Source organism: Streptomyces sp. NPDC091272 (genome assembly GCF_044757485.1).
Lineage (GTDB): Bacteria > Actinomycetota > Actinomycetes > Streptomycetales > Streptomycetaceae > Streptomyces.
On sequence record NZ_JBIVVC010000004.1, the window covers coordinates 553653 to 570312 of the forward strand.

Sequence of the window (16660 nt, forward strand, 5' to 3'; positions counted from 1 at the left end):
ACGCGCCCCGTCGCCCGCACCCTTGCGCGACCGCCGGCAATTTCCGGGCGTACGCCGTTGCCGTCCCGTGATCCGACTGTGATCCGAATCGCTTCCCGGGGTGGACCGCAACAAGATCCAGATCTTCCGCGTCTTCCTCCGTGTTCGGGGTAACCGATCCACAGGCGAGGACATGTGTCATGGTTTTTGGCGATTTGAACACTTTCTGCATAGCCTTGGTTCCGCAGAGTGAATAACGGGCTCAATAGCAGATCTCGGCTTGACTGCCACGGAGCTACACACTTGTAATTTCACTCGTGTCGTTCGGCCGGGATTCGGTAGCGGCAACATCACGGGGACACAAAAGACAGACGAGGGGCGCACATGACCGAGCTGTTCCAGCAACTGCTGGTCGAGGACGCGGACGAGGAACTCGGCTGGCAGGAGCGCGCATTGTGCGCCCAGACCGACCCCGAGTCCTTCTTTCCCGAGAAGGGTGGTTCCACCCGCGAGGCAAAGAAGGTCTGCCTCGCCTGTGAAGTCCGTTCCGAATGCCTCGAATACGCCCTGTCGAATGACGAACGCTTCGGAATCTGGGGCGGCCTGTCGGAACGTGAGCGCCGGAGACTGAAGAAGGCCGCCGTCTGAGCAACACCGGCGCGGTCCCTGACCGCCCGTCGCCGGAGGCCGCCTGACCGCGGCCCCAGCAAAACAGCACAAGGCAGTACACAACGCACGGTCCGCCGCCTGCCCCTTCCCCGCAGGCGGCGGACCGTCCGTATGTGCAGCCGTTAGTGTGGGCCGCTGTCCGGCGATCGCACCCGGCGCCCCCACGGGCCCGCGCGTGCGCCGCAGTCAGCTGAACCAGCCTTCCGGGGGGCGACCCCCGGACCCCGGCCGGAGGGCCCGTACGTCGATGTCCGTCAGTCAACCAACGGCCCCGTACGCGGCCGCCGCCACCCCGCCCGAGTTCCCCCGGCACGTCGTCACCGCCGTACTCGTCTCCCACGACGGTGCGCGCTGGCTCCCCGACGTGCTGCGGGGCCTGCTCGGCCAGGAACGCCCCGTGCAGAACGCCGTCGCCGCCGACACCGGCAGCGCCGACGACTCCGCCCGGCTCGTCACCGAGGCCCTCGGGGACGAACGCGTCCTGCACCTCGCCCGCCGCACCGGCTTCGGCACGGCGGTCGACGAGGCCGTCCGCACGGCCGGCGTCCTCACCCCCGAAGAACTGCCCTACCTGAAGAAGCCCAGCGGCTGGGACCCCGTCAGCAGGCAGTGGCGCGACGACGCCTACGACATGCCGGACCTGCCGCACGGCGAACCCGTGCAGTGGCTGTGGCTGCTGCACGACGACAGCGCGCCCGCCCCCGACGCACTCGCCGAACTCCTGCGGGTCGCCGAGTCCGACGAGTACGCCGCCGTCGTCGGCCCCAAACTGCGCGGCTGGTACGACAAGAAGCAGCTGCTTGAGGTCGGCGTCTCCATCGCCAACAGCGGACGCCGCTGGACCGGCCTGGACCGCCGCGAGCAGGACCAGGGCCAGCACGACCAGGTCCGCTCCGTGCTCTCGGTCTCCAGCGCGGGCATGCTGATCCGCCGTGACGTGTGGGAGCAGTTGGGCGGGTTCGACCGCAGGCTGCCGCTGATGCGCGACGACGTCGACCTGTGCTGGCGCGCGCACGCCGCGGGGCACCGCGTCCTGGTCGCCCCCGACGCCGTCGTACGGCACGCCGAGGCCGCGGCGCGCGAGCGCCGCACCGTCGACTGCGCGGGGCGCTCCGTCGCCAACCCGCACCGCGTCGACAAGGCGGGCGCGGTCTACACGATGCTCGCCAACGCCCGCGGCACGGTCCTCCCGTACGTCCTGCTGCGGCTCGTCGTCGGCACCCTGCTGCGGACGCTCGCCTACCTCGTCGGCAAGGTGCCGGGACAGGCCGTCGACGAGGTCACCGGACTGCTCGGCGTGCTGCTGAGACCAGGACGCGTGCTGGCCGCCCGCAAGGCGCGCGGCAAGGGCCTCGTCGACGCGGCCGAACTGCGCCCCCTGTTCCCGCCACCGGGAGCCACCCTGCGGGCCACCGTCGAACAGGTCGCGGGAAGCTTCGGCGGCCCCGCCGAGGCCGAGTCGGGCGGCTCCCGGCACGGCGCCGTCGAGAGCGGCCCAGGCGGCGACGACGCGGACTTCCTGGAGGTCGAGCAGTTCGCCCGGGTGAAGAAGGTCGCCCGCAAGCCGGGCCCCGTCCTCTTCGCCCTGCTGCTGCTCGTCTCCCTCATCGCCTGCCGCGGCCTGCTGGGCAGCGGCTCCCTCGCGGGCGGCGCGCTCCTGCCGTCCCCCGACGGCGCGGGCGAACTCATGGCCCGCTACGCCGACGCGTGGCACCCCACCGGCACCGGCGGCACCCAGTCCGCCCCGCCCTACCTGGCGCTCCTCGCCGCCCTCTCGACCCTGCTCCTCGGCTCCCCGCACGCCGCCCTGACGGTGCTGCTGATCTGCTCGGTGCCGCTGGCGGGACTGGCCGCGTACTTCGTCTCCCGGCCGCTGGTCGAGTCCCGGCTGCTGCGCGCCTGGGCCGCCGTCGCGTACGCCTTCCTGCCCGCGGTCACCGGCGCACTGGCCGGCGGCCGGATCGGCACCGCCGTCCTCGCCGTCCTGCTGCCGCTGATCGCGCGCTGCGCCGTCTCCGCGGCCGGCGTCCGCGGCGCCGACGGCGCACGCTCCAGCTGGCGCTCGGTGTGGGCCTACGCGCTGCTGCTCAGCCTCGCGACGGCGTTCACCCCCGCGGTGTGGCCGCTGGCGGTGCTTCTCGGCATCGGCGTACTGGTGCTGCGGCGCGACGACATCGCCGCGTACGGTCTGCGCTTCGTGGCGGCGGTCGGCACCCCCCTGCTGGTGCTCGCCCCGTGGTCGCTGTCGCTGCTGACCGACCCCGCCGCCCTGCTGCGCGAGGCGGGCCTGCCCTTCGGTGCGGGCGCGGCGACCCCCCTGGACCTGCTGGGCATCAGCCCCGGCGGACCGAAGACGGCCGGCGGTCTGCTGCTCGTCGGCATCGTGCTCGCCGCCCTCGCCGCCCTGCTGCGCGGGGAGCGCCAGTTCGCGATCCGCAGCGCGTGGGTCGTCGCCCTGGTCGCACTCGTCCTCGCCGTGCTCACCAACCGGGACGGCTGGGCGGGCCCCGCAACCCTCGTTCACGGCCTCGCCCTGATCGCCGCCACCGTGCTCGGCGCGGACGGCGCGCGGGTGCGCGTCGCCTCGCAGAACTTCGGCTGGCGCCAGCCGGTCGCCGTGCTGATCGCCGCGGCGGCCGCCCTCGGCCCGGCGCTGGCCGCGGCGGGCTGGATGTTCACCGGCGCCGACGGACCGCTCGGCCGGCGCGACCCGGTGCAGGTGCCCGCATTCGTCGCGGAGGAGTCCACCACCCGGGACCAGCCGCGCACCCTCGTGCTCGGCGGCAGCTCGCCCGACCAGGTCTCGTACTCGCTGGTCCGCGGTTCCGGCGGACGGCTCGGCGACGCCGAACTGACCGCGGCGGGCAGCTCCAACCCCCAGCTCGACAAGATCGTCTCCAACCTGGTCGCCGGCTCCGGCGCCGACCAGGCCGGTCAGCTCGGCGGCTTCGCCGTGCGTTACGTCCTCGTGCGCGACGGAGCCCCCCGGCAGATGAGCCGCGTGCTCGACTCGACGCCCGGCCTCAGCCGCCTCAGCCAGCTCGACGGCAGCGCCCTGTGGCGCGTGGACCGGCAGGTCGCCCGACTCATGATCGTGCCGCCGGGCGAGTCCGCCGAACCGCAGTCCGTCGCCTCCCGGCCCGTCGAGGCGCACACCACCCTCCAGGCAGGACCGGCGGGCCGCGTACTGCGCCTGGCGGACGCCGCCGCACCGGGCTGGACGGCCACTCTCGACGGCCGCGAGCTGACCCGCAGGACGGTGGACGGCTGGGCGCAGGGCTTCGAACTGCCCACCACGGGCGGCAGACTCGACCTGACCTACGAGGCACCGCTCACCCACACCGTGTGGCTGTGGGCACAGGGCGCGCTCGCCCTCGTCCTGGTGGTGCTGGCGCTGCCGGGCCGCCGCCGCGAGATCGACGACGACCTGCCCGAGGAGGCCGCCGCGGACTTCCCGGCGGCGCCGGTCGAGGGCGAGGGCCGCCGGGCGCGCAGGCTGCGCGCCGCGGCGGAGGCGGAGGCCGAGCAGCAGGAGCCGACCACCCCCGTCGTCGACCCGTACGCGTCCCCGTACCCGTCGCCCGAGTTCGCCCCGGACGACGGCCAGGACGCGCCCTACGCGGCGGCCGTACCGCCACAGGGTTCGTACGGCGAGTGGGACGCACAGGCGTACGCACATGCGGAGTACGGCCAGGGCCAGGGCGACCAGGGCCAGTTCGGCGAGGACGGGTACGGCGAGGACCCGAATCAGTCGTGGCAGCAGCAGGGGCAGCAGGGACAGCCGCAGGGGCAGCAGCACGAGGGACAGCAACTGGGTTACGGCGAGGGCCAGTACCCCCCGTACGACTACGGTCGGCAGCCGGAGGACCCGAACTCGTCGCACGAGTCCGTGCAGAACCCGGTTGCGAGCCCGGTGCAGGGCCAGCAGGCGTACGACGCGTACGGCAGCGGGGATTACGGCGCCCAGCAGCCGTACGACCCGCAGCAGCAGACCTATCAGCCGCAGCCGTACGACCCTTACGCGAACGGTCCCTATGCCGGCGAGGCCTACGCGGACGGCCGGTCCCAGGGCCACCGGCAGGACGGTCGACCCCAAGGCGACCTGCAGGACGGTCGACCCCAAGGCGACCTGCAGGACGGTCGTCATGACGACGGCCGGGACCATGACGGACCGCGCCCCGACGGGAGCAACAACCGATGAACCGCGCCACCCTCTCCCTGCTCGCCGCCGTGACCGCCCTCGCAGCCGTCACCGGCTTCGCCGTGGTCGCCGCACCGGACGGCGACACCGCGGGGAACGACGCGAAGTCCGCGGGCACGGGAGCAGCCGCCCGGCTGCCCGTCGAGCGGTCCAGTCTGCTGTGCCCGGCGCCCAGCGGCTCGGACCTGGCGGAGACCGCGTACACCGCGTTCACCCCGGGGGGCGGCGCGGCGGCCGGACAGGGGGACACCAAGCCGGGCAAGGCGGAGCTGGTCCCGTCCGCGGGCGCCAAGAACGCCAATGGCGCCAAGAAGCCGACCCTCTCCCTCAAGGAGCCGGGGAAGCCCGTCACCGCTGCCGCGAGCGGTTCGGGGGCCCCGGCTCTCGTAGGCACCGCCGACGGCGCCCTGGCGCCGGGCTGGGCCGCCCAGCAGACCACCAAGGTCGCCGCGGGCGGGTCCCGCGGGGTGCTCGGGGTGAGCTGCTCGGCACCGGACACCGAGTTCTGGTTCCCGGGGGTGAGCACCGCCGAGGCGCGGCAGGACTACGTCCACCTCACCAACCCGGACGACTCGGCCGCCGTCGCGGACGTCGAGCTGTACGGTCCCGAGGGGCTGCTGAAGTCCGACGCGGGGGAGGGGATCACGGTCCCGCCGCACTCCAGCGTCCCGGTGCTGCTCTCCACGCTGTCCTCGGCCCGGCTGACCGACGCGACCGTGCACGTCACCACGCGTGCGGGCCGGGTCGGCGCCGCCGTGCAGGCCATGGAGGACAAGGCCGGCAGCGACTGGCTGAGCGCGTCGGCGGACCCGTCGGGAAGCGTGGTGCTCCCGGGCCTGCCCGCCGACGCCACGTCCGTACGGCTGGTGGTCTTCGCCACCGGTGACGCCGACGCCGACGTCAAGGTGCGGCTGGCGGGTGCCAACGGCTCCATCACCCCGGCAGGGGCCGAATCACTGCACGTCAAGTCGCGGATGACCGCGTCGCTGGACCTCCGGGACGTCACCAAGGGAGAGGCGGGCGCCCTGGTGCTGTCCCCCTCGGAGGGCAGTCGCAGCGCCCCCGTGGTGGCGGCGGTGCGCATCGTGCGCGGCATGAGGGACAAGCAGGAGGTCGCCTACGTACCGGCGACCGCCCCCGTGGGCGCCCGCTCCACCGCGGCCGACAACCGCGCGCAGGGCTCGGTCCTGTCGCTGACCGCGCCGGCAGCGGCGGGCGAGGTGAGGGTGACGGCCTCGGCGGGCACCGGCGGCGGAACGCCCGTCGTGAAGACGTACAAGGTCAGGGCCGGTACGACGGTGTCGGTTGCGGCCCCCGTGCCGACCGGCCTCAAGGGTGCGTACGCCCTGACGGTCGAGTCGCTGGCGGGCGGCCCGGTGCACGCGTCGCGGATGCTCCAGCTCCCGGAGAACGGCATCCCGATGTTCACCGTCCAGCCGCTGCCGGACGACAAGGGCACGGTGGTGGTCCCGCACGCGCGCAACGACCTGTCGGTACTGGACGACTGACGGCGGTCCGTGGTCCTGGGTGTGGGGGCGCCTACACGCGGGCGTGGGGGCCGTGCACGTCCGGGTAGGCCGGCCCGTTCGTGCGGGTGCGCGTGCCGGTCCTGGCGGGGGCCCTTCGCGCGGGCGTGCGGGCACTCCGAGCGCCCGGCGTGCGGGCACTCCGCGCACGCGTCCGCGTGTCAGTCCTGCCCGTAGCGCGGGTCGACGGATTCGGGAGCCAGCCCGAGCAGTTCCGCGACCTGCTCCACGACGACCTCGTGCACCAGCATCGCCCGCTCGTCCCTGCTCTTGGTGCGGATCTCCACCGGCCGCCGGTACACCACCACGCGCGCGGCACGGCCGTCGTCCGCCGACAGCACCCCGCCGAGCGGCACCGGCTCGTCCGTCCACCCGTCGGGCCCCTCCGCGCCGCCCGCCGGGGGCACGTCGAGCACCAGGAAATCAACATCGGCCAGTTGCGGCCAGCGCCGCTCCAACCGCTCCACGGAGTCCTGGACGAGATCGCCGAACACCTCCGCCCTGCTGGCCGAGAGCGGCACCTGGGGCGGCGCCACGGGGCCGCGCATCCCGCGGCCGTGACGGTCGCGCCTGCGAGGCCCGGCGCGGCCCTCGGAGTGCGGTTCGGCGGGGCACGGCTCGACGGGGCACGGCTCGACGGGGTGGGGCCCGGCGGGGTGCGGCTCGGGGGAACGGGGCGGTCCGGAACTGTCCATCACTGACGCAGCGTAGCCCTCCGGGCCGAACGATAATCCGGGCCCCGGCGCGACGGCGATCCGCGCTCCCGTGGGGCGGCGAGTCGGGCACCGGACGCGATGGTGATCCGCGCCCCGGCGCGACCGCGCTGCGCGCCGTCCGCGGCACTCCGGGTGGTTCCGAATGATCATTTCAGCCAAGTACGGGCTCGATCTCGCACCCGTAGGTGACCGCCCGACCCACCCCGATTGACATCGTTTGTGGCCATCGCTGACCGGTACGGTACGGGCGCCCCCACCACCCGTCGCCGCTTTCACGCAGGTCAGACCGGCCACCCGCAGGGAGGCCCGGAGGGGGGTCGCCGACCGACACGGTGGGGTGACGTCGGGGGAGAGTCGTCGCGGCCCGTTCAAGAGTGCGGTACCGTCCAACGTCGTGAGCCCTGTACGTCGCTGTTCGCGCACTGCGTGCGGTCGCCCTGCCGTCGCGACACTGACGTACGTCTACGCGGACTCGACGGCAGTTCTCGGTCCGCTCGCCACCTACGCCGAGCCCCATTGCTACGACCTGTGCGCCGAGCACTCGGACCGACTGACCGCGCCCCGCGGCTGGGACGTGGTGCGTCTCTCCGACGGCTCCGCGCCCGCCCGCCCCAGCGGTGACGACCTCGAAGCCCTCGCCAACGCGGTCCGTGAGGCCGCCAGGCCGCACGACCGCCCCGCCGACCCCGACGCCAACGGTGCGCGCACGGCGAACCCCGCCGCGCCCTCCGCCGCCCGCCGCGGCCATCTCAGGGTGCTCCGCTCTCCCGAATAGGCCCCCGCGGGCCAGGTACCCCGCGAAAGTCACCGCCCGGTCCAAAGAACCCCCGTACGGGTAGTTTGGGGCGACCGAACAGGACTTTCTTGAGGGGTGGCCCGTGACTGCTGATCTGTCCCAGATCGTGAAGGCGTACGACGTGCGGGGGGTGGTCCCCGACCAGTGGGACGAGCAGCTCGCCGAACTGTTCGGAGCAGCCTTCGTGCAGGTCACGGATGCCGATGCGATCGCCGTCGGGCATGACATGCGCCCCTCTTCGCCCGGTCTCTCGCGCGCCTTCGCGCGTGGAGCCGCAGCGCGCGGGGCGGACGTCACCGAGATCGGCCTCTGCTCGACGGACCAGCTCTACTACGCGTCGGGCGCGCTGAACCTGCCGGGCGCGATGTTCACGGCCTCGCACAACCCGGCGCAGTACAACGGCATCAAGATGTGCCGTGCGGGGGCGGCCCCGGTCGGCCAGGACACCGGCCTGGCCGAGATCCGCAGCCTCGTCGAGGACTGGTCGCGGACGGGTGCCCCGGCCCCGGCCCCCACCCCGGGAACCCTTGAGCAGCGCGACACGTTGACGGACTACGCGGCGCACCTCCTCTCCCTCGTCGACCTCTCCTCGATCCGCCCCCTCAAGGTCGTCGTCGACGCGGGCAACGGCATGGGGGGTCACACGGTCCCCACCGTGTTTTCCTCCCTCCCGCTCACCCTCGTCCCGATGTACTTCGAGCTGGACGGCACGTTCCCGAACCACGAGGCGAACCCGCTCGACCCGAAGAACATCGTCGACCTGCAGGCGCGCGTGCTCGCCGAGGGCGCCGACCTCGGTCTGGCCTTCGACGGGGACGCGGACCGCTGCTTCGTGGTCGACGAGCGCGGCCGCGGAGTGTCACCCTCGGCGATCACCGCCCTGGTCGCCGCCCGCGAGCTCGCGCGCAACGGCGGCAAGGGCACCGTGATCCACAACCTGATCACGTCCTGGTCGGTTCCGGAGGTCGTCCGCGAGCACGGCGGGACACCGGTCCGCACCCGCGTCGGCCACTCCTTCATCAAGGCCGAAATGGCCACCTCGGGCGCGATCTTCGGTGGCGAACACTCCGCGCACTACTACTTCAAGGACTTCTGGAACGCGGACACCGGGATGCTCGCCGCCCTGCACGTCCTGGCGGCGCTCGGCGGCCAGGAGGGCCCGCTCTCCGCGCTCCTCTCCTCGTACGACCGCTACGTCGGCTCGGGCGAGATCAACTCCACCGTCGCGGACCAGGCCGCCGCCACCGCCGCGGTCGCGGACGTCTACGCCGACCGGGACGACGTCACCCTCGACCACCTCGACGGCCTGACGGTCACGGCCGCCGACTGGTGGTTCAACCTCCGCGCCTCCAACACCGAACCCCTGCTCCGCCTCAACGTCGAGGCCCGCGACGAGCCCACCATGCAGAAAATCCGCACCCAGGTCCTCACCCTGCTCACCCCCTGAACGCTGACTTGCCCCGGGACCTTGCCCCATCCCTGACCCCACCTCGCCCCGGGGACCCTGACTTGCCCTGGGACCCTGACTTGCCCTGGGACCCTGACTTGCCCTGGGGCCCTGACATGCCCTGGGACCTTGCCTCGCCTCGGGACCGGCTCGCTCCGGGATACCCGGCTCGCCGCGGGACCCGGTTCGCTCTGGCGCCCTGGCTCGCCCCGGGGTCTTGGCTTGCCTCGGGACTGGCTCGCCCCGGGGCTCTGACTTGCCCCGGGGCCTTGATGCGTCTCGAAACCCTGCCGCGTCTCGGGACCTTGCCTCGCCAACCCTGTCCCCACCCCACCGGCGGTACGCTGACCTCGCCCAATCCGCACCGCAAGTGCACGCCACCGCAAGCGGACGTACGGCACCCGCACGCACCGCACCCGCACCCGTACATCTGAAAGGACCACCCCATGCCGCTCGAAGCCGGCCTCCTGGAGATCCTCGCCTGCCCGGCCTGCCACGCCCCGCTCGGCGACGAGACGGCCGCGGCCACGCCGGAGCTGGTCTGCACCGGCAAGGACTGCGGTCTCGCCTACCCGGTCCGGGACGGCATCCCGGTGCTCCTCGTCGACGAGGCCCGCCGCCCCGCCTGACCACTGCGACACCCCCTGGACGGCAAGGCCCACGGCCGCGCAAGTCCCCAGCAAGTTCCGCGCAAGGCGATCGGAGGCTTCATCCCATGCTCGACGAGTCGATGCTGGACGCCCCGGAAACGCTGGCCCGAGCCGACCACCGCGGTCTCCTCCGCGGCGCGGCCGAGGCCGGAGCCCGGGTACGCACCGCGGTCCGGCATGCCACCGAGGCAGGTCTGCCCGACCTCAAACCGGAGGGCCGCCCCCGCGCAGTACTGATTGCGGGACCCGGCGTCGCCGCCACCGGAGTCGCCGACCTGGTGACCGCGCTCGCCGGAGCCGCCTGCCCGGTGACGAGCCTGCACCCGGTCGGCGTCGCCCCCGCCGCCGGCGCCCTGCGCTGGACCCTCCCCGGCTGGGCCGGCTCCGTCGACCTCCTCCTGATCGTGACGACGGACGGCGCGGAACCGGGTCTCGCCCTGCTGGCCGAGCAGGCATACCGCCGCGGCTGCACGGTCGTGGCGGTCGCACCCCAGCGCTCCCCGCTCAGCGAATCCATCGGCGGAGTGCACGGCCTGGTCGTCCCCATGGCGACGGCTCCCTACGAGGAGTACGACGAGGGCACCACCGCGGGCCCCGGCCCGCTCTGGGCACTGCTCACCCCGCTGCTCGTACTGCTGGACCGGCTCGGTCTGCTGTCCGCGCCGGCGCAGACCCTCAACCTCGTTGCCGACCGCCTCGATCAGACCGCCGAGCGCTGCGGCCCCGCCATCGCGACGTACAGCAACCCCGCCAAGACCCTCGCCTCCGAGCTCGCCGACTCGCTCCCGCTCGTCTGGACCGAAGGCGCGCTCGCGGGCCCGGTGGGCAGGCGGTTCGCCGCCGTACTCGCCGAGCTGGCCGGCCGTCCCGCCCTCGCGGCCGAACTCCCCGAGGCCCTGCCCGCACACGGAATGCTGCTCTCCGGCGGGTACGCCGCAGGGGCCGACCCGGAGGACTTCTTCCGGGACCGCGTGGACGAACCGCAGGCCCTCCGCGCCCATGTGGTGCTCCTGCGCGACCGCCCCACCGGCGGCCTCTCCGCAGCGCCCGCCGCGCGCGAACTCGCACTGGGCCACGAGACGCCCCTCAGCGAACTCGAACCGGAAGAGGGCAGCGAGCTGGAAAGCCTCGCCGAACTCCTCGCCGTCACGGACTTCGCGACCGCCTACCTCGCGCTCGCCGCCACCGCGCCCCCTGCCGGCTGACCCCCCTCACCCCACCGGCCTCCGCCGGCCCGACCAACACCCCCGCCACTCCAGCACCCCCACCGCTCCAGTACCTCCCCTGCTTCTTCGCTCTCGGACCGACTCCGACCCAAGCTCGGGACTGACTCCGAACCCACGGCCCCCGGACCCGAAAGAGCCACCATGGACCGCCTCGCCAACACCGTGCGCCCCTACGCCTGGGGCTCGGTGACCGCCATCCCGGAACTGCTCGGCACCGAACCCACCGGCGAACCGCAGGCCGAACTCTGGATGGGCGCCCACCCCGGCGCACCCTCCCGCATCGAACGCGCACCTGCCCGCGCCGAGCGCTCCCCGCTGGGTGCGGCGGAACCGGCGGCAGGCCGGGTCCCGTCGCGGCAGGACCCCGAGACCCACGCGCTCTCCGACGTCATCGCCGCCGACCCGGAGACCGAGCTGGGCGCCGCAGCAGTGAAGAAGTTCGGCCCGCGGCTGCCGTTCCTCCTCAAGGTGCTCGCCGCCGGAGCACCGCTCTCGCTGCAGGTCCACCCGAACCTCGCCCAGGCGCAGGAGGGGTACGCCGACGAGGAACGCCGTCAGGTCCCGATCGACGCCCCGGACCGCAACTACAAGGACGCCAACCACAAGCCCGAACTGATCTGCGCGCTCACCAAGTTCAACGGCCTGTGCGGCTTCCGAGTTCCCGCCGAGGCCGCCGCGCTCCTCGAATCCCTGGGCGTCGACTCCCTCAAGCCGTACGTCGACCTGCTCCGCGCCCGCCCCGAGGAAGCCGCACTCCGCGAGGTCCTCACCGCCGTGCTCTCCGCCGACCGCACGGAGATCGCCGCCACCGTCACGGAGGCGGCAGCCGCCGCCGAGCGCCTGGCCGCAGCCCCCGGCACGCCACCCGCCGAGGCGGCCGCCCTCGCCGCGTACGCCTCCCTCGCCCACCACTACCCGGGCGACCCCGGCGTCCTCGCCGCGGTCCTCCTCAACCACGTCGAACTCCAGCCTGGCGAGGCCCTGTTCCTCGGCGCCGGCGTTCCACACGCGTACCTCGACGGACTGGGGGTGGAAATCATGGCGAACTCGGATAATGTGCTGCGCTGCGGCCTCACTCCCAAGCACGTCGACGTCCCCGAGCTCCTGCGTGTCGTCCGCTTCGAGGCCACCGACCCCGGGGTCCTGCGCCCCGAGGCGTCGCCCGAAGGCGAGGAGCTCTACGACACCCCGACCGACGAGTTCCGGCTCTCCCGCTACGTACTCGCGGAAGGCGCCGCTCCGGTCCGCCTCGCAGCAGGCGCCCCGCAGATCCTCCTCTGCTCGTCGGGCTCCCCGCAGGTCGGCGGGGCAGGCCTCACCCCCGGCCGGGCCGTGTTCGTACCGGCAGGAGAGTCGGCCGAACTGTCCGGCCCCGGCACGGTGTTCCGCGCCACCGTGGTCGCCTGACGCACCGGCAGACACCTCCGCCCCCGGCAAGCTGCAACAATGTGCGGCCGTACCCACAGCGGCGCTCGGGCCGCAGCATCCAGGACGTCACAGGACATCCCGGCCACCCAGGAAGGACCCCTGTACCCATGAGCGCGTCAGGCGGAACCAAGGCAATCGTGGCGGCACTCGCCGCCAACCTCGCGATCGCCGTATCCAAGTTCGTGGCGTTCCTCTTCAGCGGCTCGTCCTCGATGCTGGCGGAGAGCGTCCACTCGCTGGCCGACTCCGGCAACCAGGGCCTGCTCCTCCTCGGCGGAAAGAAGGCCAAGCGCGAGGCCACCCCGGAGCACCCCTTCGGGTACGGGCGCGAGCGCTACATCTACGCCTTCCTCGTCTCCATCGTGCTCTTCACCGTCGGCGGCATGTTCGCCATCTACGAGGGCTACGAGAAGATCCACGAGCCGCACGCCATCGAGGCCTGGTACTGGCCGGTCGGCGTCCTCGTCTTCGCGATCATCGCCGAGAGCTTCTCCTTCCGTACGGCCATCAAGGAGTCCAACCACACCCGCGGCAACCAGTCCTGGAAGGACTTCATCCGCCGCGCCAAGGCCCCGGAGCTCCCCGTCGTCCTCCTGGAGGACTTCGGCGCGCTGGTCGGTCTGGTCCTCGCCCTCGGCGGCGTCTGCCTCGCGCTCCTGACCGGCAACGGCATCTGGGACGGCATCGGCACCCTCTGCATCGGCATCCTGCTGATCGTCATCGCGATCGTCCTCGCCGCCGAGACCAAGTCGCTGCTGCTCGGCGAGGCCGCCGGCACGGACGAGGTCGAGAAGATCAAGGCGGCGGTCGTGGACGGCGACACCGTCACCCGCGTCATCCACATGCGCACCCTGCACCTCGGCCCGGAGGAACTGCTCGTGGCCGCGAAGATCGCCGTGCAGCACGACGACACGGCCGTCGAGGTTGCCGCCGCGATCAACGCCGCCGAGGAACGCATCCGCGCCGCGGTCCCGATCGCCCGCGTCATCTACCTTGAGCCGGACATCTACAGCGAGTCCGTGGCCGCCAAGGGCGAAGACCCGGCCCACACGCCCGGGGGCCCCGTCCCCGGCGCCGCACACTGACCGCCCGCCGCACCGGACCCACCTCACACCGAAGGCCCCGCCCACCAGGGCGCGGGCCTTCGGCCGTTCCCGTCACCCGATTCCGGCCCCGTACCGCGGCGTCCCGACGTCCGGCGATCCCATCACCACCAGCGGCAACCACCAGCAGTCGGCCGGCCGGGAATACGCGGAATCCCGAAATGCCCCGTGGGCCCGCCCCACTTCTGTCGAGCCGGACTCCAGGGGCGGGCTGGGGTCCGCTGGGCCGATCGGTGTAGGTTCGTAACCTAGCCAGACGTCGCTGCTGATGGCGGTCGGGCGGTCCACAGGACCGGCCGAGGGAGAGAGGGCCTCCGACGGACTGCGCTGCGAATGCTCGGGCATTCGTGTGCCCGACGCCGCAGATCAGCCGTAACCACCTCGAACCACCTCACGAGGAGCAGCTCTTCATGACGACTGTCGCCACCGGCCAGGACTTCAAGGTCGCCGACCTCTCCCTCGCCGCCTTCGGCCGCAAGGAAATCACTCTCGCCGAGCACGAGATGCCCGGCCTGATGTCGATCCGCCGCGAGTACGCCGCCACCCAGCCGCTCGCCGGCGCCCGGGTCACCGGCTCCCTGCACATGACCGTGCAGACCGCGGTCCTCATCGAGACCCTCGTCGCCCTCGGCGCCGAGGTCCGCTGGGCGTCCTGCAACATCTTCTCCACCCAGGACCACGCTGCCGCCGCCATCGCGGTGGGCCCGAACGGCACCCCCGAGGACCCGCAGGGCGTCCCGGTCTTCGCCTGGAAGGGCGAGACGCTGGAGGAGTACTGGTGGTGCACGGAGCAGGCGCTGACCTGGCCGAACACCCCCACCGGCGGCCCGAACATGATCCTGGACGACGGCGGCGACGCCACCCTCCTCGTCCACAAGGGCGTCGAGTTCGAGAAGGCCGGCGCCGCCCCGGACCCGTCCACCGCGGACTCCGAGGAGTACGCCCACATCCTCACGCTCCTGAACCGCACCCTCGGTGAGAGCCCCCAGAAGTGGACCCAGCTCGCCTCGGAGATCCGCGGCGTGACCGAGGAGACCACCACCGGCGTCCACCGGCTGTACGAGATGCACCGCGACGGCACCCTCCTCTTCCCGGCAATCAACGTGAACGACGCCGTGACGAAGTCGAAGTTCGACAACAAGTACGGCTGCCGGCACTCGCTGATCGACGGCATCAACCGCGCCACCGACGTCCTCATCGGCGGCAAGGTGGCCGTGGTCTTCGGCTACGGCGACGTCGGCAAGGGCTGCGCCGAGTCGCTCCGCGGCCAGGGCGCCCGGGTGATCATCACGGAGATCGACCCCATCTGCGCGCTCCAGGCCGCGATGGACGGCTACCAGGTCTCGACGCTGGACGACGTCGTGGGCATCGCCGACATCTTCGTCACCACGACGGGCAACAAGGACATCATCATGGCCGCGGACATGGCCAAGATGAAGCACCAGGCCATCGTGGGGAACATCGGCCACTTCGACAACGAGATCGACATGGCCGGTCTCGCGAAGATCGACGGCATCGTCAAGGACGAGGTCAAGCCGCAGGTGCACACCTGGACGTTCCCGGACGGCAAGGTCCTGATCGTGCTGTCCGAGGGCCGTCTGCTGAACCTGGGCAACGCGACCGGTCACCCGTCCTTCGTGATGTCCAACTCCTTCGCGGACCAGACGCTGGCCCAGATCGAGCTGTTCACCAAGCAGTCCGAGTACCCGACCGACGTGTACGTGCTGCCCAAGCACCTCGACGAGAAGGTCGCCCGCCTCCACCTCGACGCCCTCGGCGTCAAGCTGACGACCCTGCGCAAGGAGCAGGCCGACTACATCGGCGTCGACGTCAACGGCCCCTACAAGCCGGACCACTACCGCTACTGAGCAACCGGCACCACGCCGCTCAGCAGCAGTAGACAGCCCCAGCTGTCAGGCAGGCCCCCGGACCCCCGTGCCGGGGGCCTGCCCCGCGCCCGGCTCACACACCGGGACGGTGCACGGAAAGAACCCCAAGGACCCCATGCCCCGCGGCCGTTATTCGCTCCACGATCCCCACGATCACACTCCCCTCGGCGAAGAACACTTCCACTGCGCCCCAGGCCCCTCCGGCTGGCGCTACGTCTCCCAGACCACCACCCCCTCCGGCGACCACGCCGGCTCCGTCGACCTCGCCCTCGACGACCTCGGCCGCCCCATCCGTCTCGAACTCCACGCATCGAGCTGGCAGATCCGAGGCGCCGCCATCGACGGCGTCACCTGGGTCCGTACCGACCCGTCCGGCGATCACGCCAGCGAAGGCAATGTCCGCGCCCACGCCTTCACCGGCACATCCCCGGCCTTCCTCGTCGCCGTCGCCCGTCTCCTGCGCCTCACCCCCGCTTCCCCCGCCACTCGCGTCCGCCTGGTCGCCTTCACCGACCCGGTCCTGGCACCACGTACGCTCGACCAGTCCTGGGCCTTGGTGAAGAGCGAAGCACACGCCACTGACAACGGCCCCCTGATGGTGGACGAATACCAGGTCAACGCCCTGGACACCGGTGAACAGCACCAGATTCACCTCGCGGGCGACGTCGTGCTCTCGGCCCCGGGCATCGAGCTGGAACACCTGGAAACACCGCCGTCCGTCTTCCCAACAGCGCCCACGGAGCCCACCGAGGCCGCTGGTCCCACGTAGCGCACGGAGTCCCCGGAGTACACGGGCCCACGGAGTCCACCGAGGCCGCTGGTCCCACGGAGTCCCCGGAGCACGTGGGTCCTATGGGGCCCACGAGACCCACGGAGACCACAGCGCCCACAGAAGCCGGACCGCCCACGGGCCCCGGCGCCTTCTGGGCCGACTCCTAGGTCGTTTCTGATGGCTCTTGGACGGTGTCGCGGAGCCAGATGGCGATCGCTGCGACGGTGAGGGTGCCGTTGAAGATGTAGTCGCGCTTGT

Annotated in this window: 12 protein-coding genes; 11 read left to right on the top strand and 1 reads right to left on the bottom strand. The window is 72.4% G+C overall.

What is annotated here, in order from left to right:
* The first annotated feature begins 363 nt into the window (after positions 1-363).
* The 3 genes from ACIQM4_RS15545 (at position 364) to ACIQM4_RS15555 (ending at position 6357) form a co-directional block, all read left to right on the top strand.
* Positions 364-627, top strand: a complete 264-nt coding sequence (locus ACIQM4_RS15545; RefSeq protein ID WP_030927001.1) for a WhiB family transcriptional regulator — start codon at positions 364-366, stop codon at positions 625-627.
* Between the two features lie 268 nt (positions 628-895).
* Positions 896-4849 carry a glycosyltransferase gene (locus ACIQM4_RS15550; protein ID WP_401591365.1) on the top strand — a complete coding sequence of 1318 codons (3954 nt, stop codon included), beginning with the start codon at positions 896-898 and terminating at the stop codon, positions 4847-4849.
* The gene (locus ACIQM4_RS15555; RefSeq protein WP_401591368.1) at positions 4846-6357 is read left to right on the top strand and encodes a DUF5719 family protein; all 1512 of its coding nucleotides are present in this window, start codon (positions 4846-4848) and stop codon (positions 6355-6357) included. Before ACIQM4_RS15550 ends, ACIQM4_RS15555 begins: the two co-directional genes overlap by 4 nt.
* 179 nt (positions 6358-6536) lie before the next feature.
* Here ACIQM4_RS15555 and ACIQM4_RS15560 read toward each other — a convergent pair whose 3' ends face one another.
* The gene (locus ACIQM4_RS15560) at positions 6537-7070 is read right to left on the bottom strand and encodes a metallopeptidase family protein (protein WP_401591457.1); all 534 of its coding nucleotides are present in this window, start codon (positions 7068-7070) and stop codon (positions 6537-6539) included.
* Between the two features lie 358 nt (positions 7071-7428).
* On the opposite strand from ACIQM4_RS15560, the gene ACIQM4_RS15565 reads away from it, so the two are divergent.
* From ACIQM4_RS15565 to ACIQM4_RS15600, 8 genes are all read left to right on the top strand, one after another.
* Positions 7429-7866, top strand: a complete 438-nt coding sequence (locus ACIQM4_RS15565; protein WP_401591370.1) for a DUF3499 domain-containing protein — start codon at positions 7429-7431, stop codon at positions 7864-7866.
* 103 nt (positions 7867-7969) lie between these two features.
* Positions 7970-9334: a phosphomannomutase/phosphoglucomutase gene (locus ACIQM4_RS15570; RefSeq protein ID WP_401591372.1), complete on the top strand. Its 1365-nt coding sequence runs from the start codon at positions 7970-7972 to the stop codon at positions 9332-9334.
* Between the two features lie 446 nt (positions 9335-9780).
* Positions 9781-9963, top strand: coding sequence for a Trm112 family protein (locus ACIQM4_RS15575; protein WP_401591374.1), 183 nt, complete (start codon positions 9781-9783; stop codon positions 9961-9963).
* Positions 9964-10049: 86 nt separating this feature from the next.
* Positions 10050-11189, top strand: a complete 1140-nt coding sequence (locus tag ACIQM4_RS15580; protein WP_401591376.1) for an SIS domain-containing protein — start codon at positions 10050-10052, stop codon at positions 11187-11189.
* 162 nt (positions 11190-11351) lie between these two features.
* Entirely contained in the window at positions 11352-12617 is a 1266-nt protein-coding gene (gene manA / locus ACIQM4_RS15585) for a mannose-6-phosphate isomerase, class I (RefSeq protein WP_401591378.1), read from the top strand.
* 128 nt (positions 12618-12745) lie between these two features.
* Positions 12746-13723, top strand: a complete 978-nt coding sequence (locus tag ACIQM4_RS15590) for a cation diffusion facilitator family transporter (RefSeq protein WP_401591380.1) — start codon at positions 12746-12748, stop codon at positions 13721-13723.
* Between the two features lie 428 nt (positions 13724-14151).
* On the top strand, positions 14152-15609 hold the full coding sequence (ahcY, locus tag ACIQM4_RS15595; RefSeq protein ID WP_401591382.1) for an adenosylhomocysteinase: 1458 nt from the start codon (positions 14152-14154) through the stop codon (positions 15607-15609).
* A gap of 136 nt (positions 15610-15745) precedes the next feature.
* Positions 15746-16399 carry a hypothetical protein gene (locus ACIQM4_RS15600; RefSeq protein ID WP_401591459.1) on the top strand — a complete coding sequence of 218 codons (654 nt, stop codon included), beginning with the start codon at positions 15746-15748 and terminating at the stop codon, positions 16397-16399.
* Positions 16400-16660 lie beyond the last annotated feature (261 nt).

Coding starts and splice junctions, on each gene's coding strand:
- ACIQM4_RS15550 (WP_401591365.1), top strand. CDS start 896: ATGTCCGTCAGTCAACCAACGGCCCCGTACGCGGCCGCCGCCACCCCG.
- ACIQM4_RS15545 (WP_030927001.1), top strand. CDS start 364: ATGACCGAGCTGTTCCAGCAACTGCTGGTCGAGGACGCGGACGAGGAA.
- ACIQM4_RS15590 (WP_401591380.1), top strand. CDS start 12,746: ATGAGCGCGTCAGGCGGAACCAAGGCAATCGTGGCGGCACTCGCCGCC.
- ACIQM4_RS15575 (WP_401591374.1), top strand. CDS start 9,781: ATGCCGCTCGAAGCCGGCCTCCTGGAGATCCTCGCCTGCCCGGCCTGC.
- ACIQM4_RS15600 (WP_401591459.1), top strand. CDS start 15,746: ATGCCCCGCGGCCGTTATTCGCTCCACGATCCCCACGATCACACTCCC.
- ACIQM4_RS15580 (WP_401591376.1), top strand. CDS start 10,050: ATGCTCGACGAGTCGATGCTGGACGCCCCGGAAACGCTGGCCCGAGCC.
- ACIQM4_RS15560 (WP_401591457.1), bottom strand. CDS start 7,070: ATGGACAGTTCCGGACCGCCCCGTTCCCCCGAGCCGCACCCCGCCGGG.
- ACIQM4_RS15555 (WP_401591368.1), top strand. CDS start 4,846: ATGAACCGCGCCACCCTCTCCCTGCTCGCCGCCGTGACCGCCCTCGCA.
- ahcY (WP_401591382.1), top strand. CDS start 14,152: ATGACGACTGTCGCCACCGGCCAGGACTTCAAGGTCGCCGACCTCTCC.
- manA (WP_401591378.1), top strand. CDS start 11,352: ATGGACCGCCTCGCCAACACCGTGCGCCCCTACGCCTGGGGCTCGGTG.